Annotated in this window: 5 protein-coding genes and 1 pseudogene; 4 read left to right on the forward strand and 2 right to left on the reverse strand. The window is 36.5% G+C overall.

Annotated features, from left to right (window positions below; genetic code table 11):
* The first annotated feature begins 219 nt into the window (after positions 1-219).
* Positions 220-2,019: a dihydroorotate dehydrogenase gene (locus V7147_RS21460; protein WP_335369845.1), complete on the forward strand. Its 1,800-nt coding sequence runs from the start codon at positions 220-222 to the stop codon at positions 2,017-2,019.
* Positions 2,020-2,233: 214 nt separating this feature from the next.
* Positions 2,234-3,160 carry a S66 peptidase family protein gene (locus V7147_RS21465; protein ID WP_335369846.1) on the forward strand — a complete coding sequence of 309 codons (927 nt, stop codon included), beginning with the start codon at positions 2,234-2,236 and terminating at the stop codon, positions 3,158-3,160.
* A 326-nt stretch (positions 3,161-3,486) separates the two neighbouring features.
* Here the strand turns inward: V7147_RS21465 and V7147_RS21470 are convergent, their stop codons facing one another.
* Both V7147_RS21470 and V7147_RS21475 read right to left on the reverse strand, forming a co-directional pair.
* Entirely contained in the window at positions 3,487-3,717 is a 231-nt protein-coding gene (locus tag V7147_RS21470; protein ID WP_335369847.1) for a hypothetical protein, read from the reverse strand.
* 182 nt (positions 3,718-3,899) lie between these two features.
* Positions 3,900-4,064 (reverse strand): annotated as a pseudogene (locus V7147_RS21475) (dihydropteridine reductase); the annotation flags it as partial.
* Positions 4,065-4,255: 191 nt separating this feature from the next.
* On the opposite strand from V7147_RS21475, the gene V7147_RS21480 reads away from it, so the two are divergent.
* On the forward strand, positions 4,256-5,527 hold the full coding sequence (locus tag V7147_RS21480) for a class I SAM-dependent methyltransferase (RefSeq protein ID WP_335369848.1): 1,272 nt from the start codon (positions 4,256-4,258) through the stop codon (positions 5,525-5,527).
* Positions 5,524-7,698 (forward strand): metallophosphoesterase (locus V7147_RS21485; RefSeq protein WP_335369849.1); only part of this gene is annotated, 2,175 nt, incomplete at its 3' end. The genes V7147_RS21480 and V7147_RS21485, both read left to right, overlap by 4 nt.

A 7,698-nucleotide genomic window follows, 5' to 3' on the forward strand; every position in this document is an offset into this window, starting at 1 on the left:
CTGTATCTCGCAGTAAGACCGAAGACTAAAGACGCCACATCCTGTGGCAACGTCTTCATGACCCACATCGTGAGGGCCTAAAAATCGGGCGCAAATACGCCAAGTCGTATTTGATTTAATTCTTGTACCGAATGCCTAAGTAGCGTTCGGTTTTTTCGTTATGGGGATTGTTAATTATGTTACAATACAGGTAAATGCCTTTCATGGGGGAACGGAATTATGCCTGATTGGTCGTATCATGGTCTCTTTAAACCTATTTTATCACGTCTCTCTCCCTATCATTCTCGGGAATTTATCCACCGAGGAATGAATACTATTGCCTCCGTCCCTGGAGGACATCGTCTTATTCATTTTCTGGGTAGAGAGGAATCTTCTGAACTCGTAAAAAAAGAAATTCATGGCATTACCTATCCAAATCCAGTTGGACTTTCTGGAAAAATTGATCCGCTATTAACTGGTTCAAACGCTTTTTCAAACCTTGGATTTGGTTTTATCGAAATTGGTCCAGTGGCAAAAGAGCCAACAAAGGATCCTACTCTTCCAATCGTGGATTGGCAAAAACAGCAAATCCAGTTTTCTACAAACTATGAATCAATCGGAATTAAGAAAACGGTGCAAAAACTTGAAAAGTGGAAGCCAAAACAGCCTGTCTGGGCAAGATTGGCTGGTTCGAGTGAGGAACAACAGGAATTAATTACTCAATTAGAGCCATATGTTGCTACTTTTGTAACTTCGGTTCCGGAGCTTCGTTTTACAACTAACCATCCCGTTTATCTTTCTATTCCAGTTGGAAAAGTAAAAGATCTTTCTCTTGATCGTATTCAATCTACTTGTTCTGGGATCGTGATCGATGAATCAATGGATATACCCAATGATCACTATTTGGGGGAATTACTAGATTCCCTTTATTATTTAAGAGAAAACGGGTTTACTCTACCGATCATCACGGTCGGTGGTATTTATGAGCCAGCCAATGCTCTTACACTTTTTGATGCAGGGGCTGATCTTGTCCTGCTTTCAGAAGGTTATGTTTTTTCTGGGCCTGGTCTTACGAAACGAATCACCGAAGCCCTTTTACAAAAACGACAACCAAAGCCACCGCTTCATCCCGCGTGGATTTGGTATTGGCTATTTGGATTGTCTATCTTTATTGGAGGCGTAATAGCTGTTCTTTTTAGTTTGACAACCATTGTTCTTCCTTATGATGAGCAATTTCTTGGAATGCAAAGAGAGGAAATCCACTTGTTTAATGAACGGATTCTTTATTTTATGGCTCATGATCGAATGACACTCGCCGGGACTATGATTTCTGGCGGTATCGTCTATATGGCTTTAGCACGTTTCGGGGTTCGAAAGCATCTTCTTTGGGCCAAACAAGCAATCGATCTTGCCGCCATTCTTGGGTTTTTAGGGATTTTCTTATTTATTGGTTACGGGTATTTTGATTGGCTTCACCTGATTTTTTGGCTTATTTTACTACCAATCTATTTAACTGGGTTTATGAAAACAAGACAGCTTAAAGGAACGCCAACATCGCTTAATACTCGTAATCACCGGGTTTGGAAACAAAGTTTGATAGGACAATTAGCGTTTATCACCCTTGGGTTTTCGTTTGTATTAGGGGGTATTGTGATCTCAGTTATTGGAATAACAAATGTGTTTGTGCCAACTGATCTTCTTTATATTTGCATGCCACCTGAAATGCTGGATTTATTTAATGATAAATTGATTTCAGTGATTGCCCATGACCGTGCCGGTTTTGGGAGCGCCCTTCTTAGTGTTGGCTTTTTAGTGCTAACCATTTCACTTTGGGGATTTCAACAAGGAAATAAATGGGTGTGGTGGACTTTACTCATTGGTGGACTTCCCGCTTTCTTTGCAGGAATTTGGATTCATTTTGCGATTGGGTATACGACTTTTATTCATTTGCTTCCCGCTTATTTCGCCCTTTGTTTGTTTTTCATTGGGCTTTTTATGACGTACCGGTTTTTACATATGGGGAAGGATTTGTCATGCTAAAAATGAAAATCAATTTTGCACCGTATTTTGCGGTGCTTTTTCTTTCGGGAAAAAATTCCAAGGTCCATATGGAACTAGATTTTCCACAATTAGTTTAGGGGTTCGCGTACAATTAGCCGTTCTCACTCTGACACTAATTAATAAATGTCTGGGTTACTTCATACAATATCAAAAATGGAGTGTTATTCGTAAATGACTTTGAGGAGTGGAAATTATGGCAATAAGACCCCCGGTGTTAAAAAGAGGAGATACAATTGGATTAGTTACGCTTGGCACCCCTCTTGAAGCAGATACGATTAATACTAGAGTACAAGTCTTGAGAAATTTGGGCTTCAATATCGTTTTTGGCCATTATGTTTATTCTCACAATGGCATCGTAGCAGCATCAGCCAAACATAGGGCAGATGATTTAATGAATATGTTTAGAGATCCGAGTGTCGATATGATCCTTGCCACCCGTGGTGGAACTGGGGTTCAGAGCATTCTTCCTTATTTAAATTTTGATGTCATAAGACAGAATCCTAAAATTATTTCTGGTTATAGTGACATGACAGTATTATTAAATAGTTTATATCAATTTAGTAATTTAATAACATTCCATAGTTTAATGCTCATTGACTTTAGACCAGAAACACCTGCATACAATTTCAATCAATTTTTTGAAGCAACTTCTACATTTATTTCTCCCAGGACAATCACGAACCCACCGGACATCGCCTTAAGGAGTTTAGTACCAGGTAATGTAACAGGTCCAATAGTGGGTGGAAATATGACTTCGCTTGTCAATGCAATCGGTACACCCTATGAAATAAATACACAAGGAAAAATACTTTTTTTAGAAGAAACCCATGCCCCAGCTACAATGATTTATCGGTATTTAATTCAATTGTTAATGTCAGGTAAATTTCAAGATTGTCTTGGTATTATTATGGGGGAATGTACCAATTGCCCTGTATCTTATCGTACCTCATATGAAGACTTAATTAATGCTTTAATAGTCCCGTTGAATAAGCCACTGATCATCAACCTTGCTTCAGGTCACGGCTTTTATAAAGCTGCTATTCCAATCGGTGCTACTGTAAATCTAAATGCAACAGATCGTACAATAACTGTACTTGAACCAACCGTTACTGCCATATAGGCAAAATACAACAAAGTGTAAAAAAACGTCATCCCTTGGTTTTATCTTTTCTATCCAAAATTCCTATCCAAAAACAGGAGTATATAACTACCTGCACAAAGATAGATTGCAACTTGGGTTATTAGATAAATCGAAAGTTCAAATAAAGTTAGTTTCCTTTCTTTTTTAACCTTTTTAAAATGCCTATAATAATATAATGAACATAAGAGTAGTATTATTGCCGATATTTGGAATATGTTTTCTAATAGACTAACCAATATACCATCCCCTCAGATTACTTATGCTTGGTATTAAATTCTTTGTTTCTACTTCGCTGAAATCACCTGTTATCCAAAGTAATTATGAAACCAACAAACAATAAGAATCATACTGACTATTCCCCAAACTGTGGTACTCACTATCCACCAAACAATGGATGAAGTTTTTGTTGAACTTTCCATACTTTCTATATTTGCTTTTATAAAAGCCAACTTACTTTCCATCCCTTTTTTTAATGAAACGAGAATAACTAACCCAATTGTGATGAAACCAATAGTAATCCAAAATAATAAGTCCATCTTTATACCTCCTCTACGAATTATTTCTGATCATCTTTTACAGAGCCGCCCATTTACTCAATATTTCTATATCAACACTAACTCATTATTCCAAAAATATCCATTATAAAATAAAAAAACAAAGCAGTCATTTTCTATGACCGCCTTGTTTAACTCTTGTATCTTTTAATATTTTGTCTCTCTTAAATTGACAAATCCAATGATAAAAACTCTGGCAGTAGTTGCTCACGCTTATCGAGCATAATCTGTTCTGGCTTGATACCCTGTTCTCGTAGTACCTCAATGTTCTGCTTAAGGAACTCGTCGCTGCCAACAACATAGAAGAGTCCATTCTTGTCTGCAGCAAGACGGTTTTACTGAAAATGAAAATGAAATATGGTAACAAGCCCCACCCACTTATGTTTATGTTTCCTTTACTTCACAAATGGTAATAGTAAAGGTATGTGAAGAGCATTTAAAATTCATATACATAGGAAAGATATTAATAACTCGAATAGAATTTTACACATTTAACATTTATTTTTATGAGGTGTCTAAAATGGCTGTTTTTCAAATACGATCTTCAAATCCAAGGTTTTCTTTTGTCGTGGGGAAAAATCCAAATTCAGGTATGGTGTTGAGAACCGTTCGTAAGGGAAAGATTTTCGGTTGGTTTTCAGATGTTAACACATATAATGTATATTTCAAAGATGCTGAAAATGATATTTCCTATCCAAAAGATAAAGATGAGCAGTTTGAATACTTAAATGTCTCTCGATATAATACACCCCTTTTCCCTCTCAATGTCGTGGCTGATTTATTTGCAACAGCATCAAAAAAGCACCAAGATGACGATATTGAGGGATTTGAGCACCACCTGATGGTAAATCTTGTTCTAGTTGAACAGACTCGGTATCTTCACTTTTTCAAATTACATTTTAAGGATTTCGAATTGTTTTGGGAGGAGTTAGCGCATCAAAACTATCGAATTACCATTAAGACAAAGAAATCACTGTATGAGCTCTTTAATTATAGCAATACCTTATTTATGTTTTTGTCTTTAATGAATCGAATTTATTTTGACATGACGAATGAAACCATTGAAAAATATATCCGTAACATTAATGCGATTGATGCCCCTTTTTTCATTCGCTATTTGTTTGTCAGAAACGTGCTTACAAAAAAAGAGAAATTCCACCGATACAAAGGACTCATTGAAGAAACATCACAGTATCAAATTGATTTTGCCTTTGGAAATACCGCAAACCAACGAAAAGACTGGATTACACGGCAGCTTGAGTTTCGATTGCCAATCATCGATGTCGGCTGTGGTGAGGGTGCCTATTCCATACCTTTTAGTACAAATATTATTCCCCATCTTGTCCATTCGATTGACATTGATGAGGCAGCACTTTTAAAAGTATCGGAAAAAGCAAACCGCCATGACATATCAAATATTGTTCTTTACGAATCTATTGATCAATTTCTTGCAAACTACACGAATGAATTAGCCGACGTCCTCTTAACAGAGGTAATCGAGCACATGGATGAAAAGTCTGCTGAAGAATTGATTTTAAAAATCATTCAACATGTGAATTGTCATAAGCTTATCATTACGACACCAAACCGTGATTTTAACCAATTTTACGATATCGAGTTACGTCATTATGATCATCAATGGGAAATGAATGAACAAGAATTTAAAAGCTGGATTCAATCTATCCTTCCCCCTGACTGGAACTATTCTTACCACGGTATCGGAGACAAAGTGAACGGGATTCACACAACACAAGGACTAGTATTAACATATTCAGGAGGGGAAATCGAATGAAAATCGAGACGAAACTACATACGATTTATATGTTAATCGGTCCGACCGAATGTGGGAAAACAACGTTTGCCAAAAATGTATTGATCCCTCATTTACAGTTTTTTGATGAAGAAAAAAATTACCGGAGTAATGTCCAGTACCTATCAAGTGATGAGATTCGTCAGGAAATTCTTGGCTTTCCATATGATAAATATGATTCAATGATGATGGAGTCCTCCGCCCAAGCGTTTGACCTACTATTTCATAAACTAAGGGCTGTGACGAGCTTTCCTGTTAATGCTGATTTTGTGGTTGTCGATACAACAGGTCTTTCCGATGATTTTCGAAAAAAAGTGACCGCAATCGCGAAGGAAAATCACTATCGCTTAGAGGCAATCGCTTTTGATTACAAAAATATTAAAGACTATTACGCGTCTGATCGTAGTAAAAAGGTGATCGCAACACATGTTAACCGAATGCGACGTGATGTATTACCCACATTAAGGCGTAGTGACTTTGATGACATCCATCGAATTCGTGAAAAAAACTTTCTACATACTAATTCCTATGAAATTGTTGTTGAAGATTTACAAGAATATGTTAATCACATACTTTCTCACGATTATTTTTACATCATCATTGGGGATGTTCATGAGAAGCTAGCGACATTACAACAAATGATTAATTTGCATGGATTTACTATTCTTGATGGTAAAATTCAGGAAACTTCAAAGAGTGGCGATAAAAGATTTGTGCTAATTGGCGATTTTATCGATAAAGGAAAAAATACGAAAGCAACCATTGAGTTTCTTTATCATAATCGAGAATTTTTTTATTTTGTTAAAGGAAATCACGAAAATTTTGTCTCAAAATATATGAATGGCAAAATTCAAAGTGTGGATCCTCAATTACTAGAAAACTTTTTTACTTCCATTCCGGTTTTAGAAGCTGATCTTGAGCTGCAATCTAAGTTTCAAGTTCTTGTGGATTTATCATGTGATTTTTATAGATTTATCGGTAAGAGGGATAACAGCTTTTACTTAACTCATGCCCCTTGTCATAATCAATATATTGGAAAAATGGATGCAACCTCACGTCGTAATCAACGTCGGTTTGCAACTGATTTCGAGGCAGATATCGAAGAGCAGCTACGCTTTTTGGAAAAAGAAAGTGGAAATAGTTTTCCGTACCATGTATTTGGTCATGTGGCCACTAATGAAGTGATTCGTATGAAAAATAAAATTGGAATCGATACAGGTTGTGTATCAGGGAATGCCTTAACAAGTTTGACTTTGCAAACAAATAAGCCATTATTTAAGAGTATTCCTTCTTCCGACAAGACTGAAGAAACAGAAAGCGGAAATAAGACTCCATTTTCTAATGGGTTACCGACAGCCTTTTCCTCTAAGGCAAAGGAAGTAATGCTAATTGAATTAAGTGAAAACGACCAAAAACGACTAGATTATGTACTTCATAACAAAGTCAATTTCATCTCTGGCACGATGAGCCCTGCCGACAAGGATCTTCGAAAGAATGAACTAGAAAGCTTGGCTAAGGCATTAGATTATTTCAAAGATGCTGGTGTAAGTAACGTAGTTCTTCAACCGAAGTATATGGGCTCTCGCTGTAATATTTATTTGTCTCAGGATATAGAGAAGTGTTATGCAGTGAGTCGAAATGGGTATAAAATTACTCATATTGATTTAACACAGGTGTTCTTCCAACTCCAAGCAAAATTCTCGCCATGGATGGATGAAAAAGCAATCGGTATGGTCATATTTGATGGTGAGCTACTCCCTTGGAATGCACTCGGAAAAGGGTTAATTGAAAGCCAGTTTGATGTTGTTGCCAAGGCCCTTGAAACAGAAATAAACTTTTTAAAAGAATTCAGTTTCGAAAACCATTTCTTGGATGCAGTGAAACGATACGAATCCAGTGGGTTTGAGGAAGCAAGGTCTAAACACTCGAAAAAAGACTTAATTGCTCATTTTGGTATGAACAATTATCAAACTTTCAAGAATTTAAAAGAAATAGTCGAAACAACGCATACCTTGTCTGAGCAAGAGAATGCTTATCAACTATTCCATAAGCAGATAAATCTTTATGCAAAGGATCAAGAGTTAGAATATAAACCATTTTCAATACTAAAAGTGGTTTACTCGAATGGAAATGAGGAAATTCCGATTATGAAG

This window comes from Bacillus sp. JJ1521 (assembly GCF_036965165.1).
Taxonomy (GTDB): domain Bacteria; phylum Bacillota; class Bacilli; order Bacillales; family Bacillaceae_L; genus Ferdinandcohnia.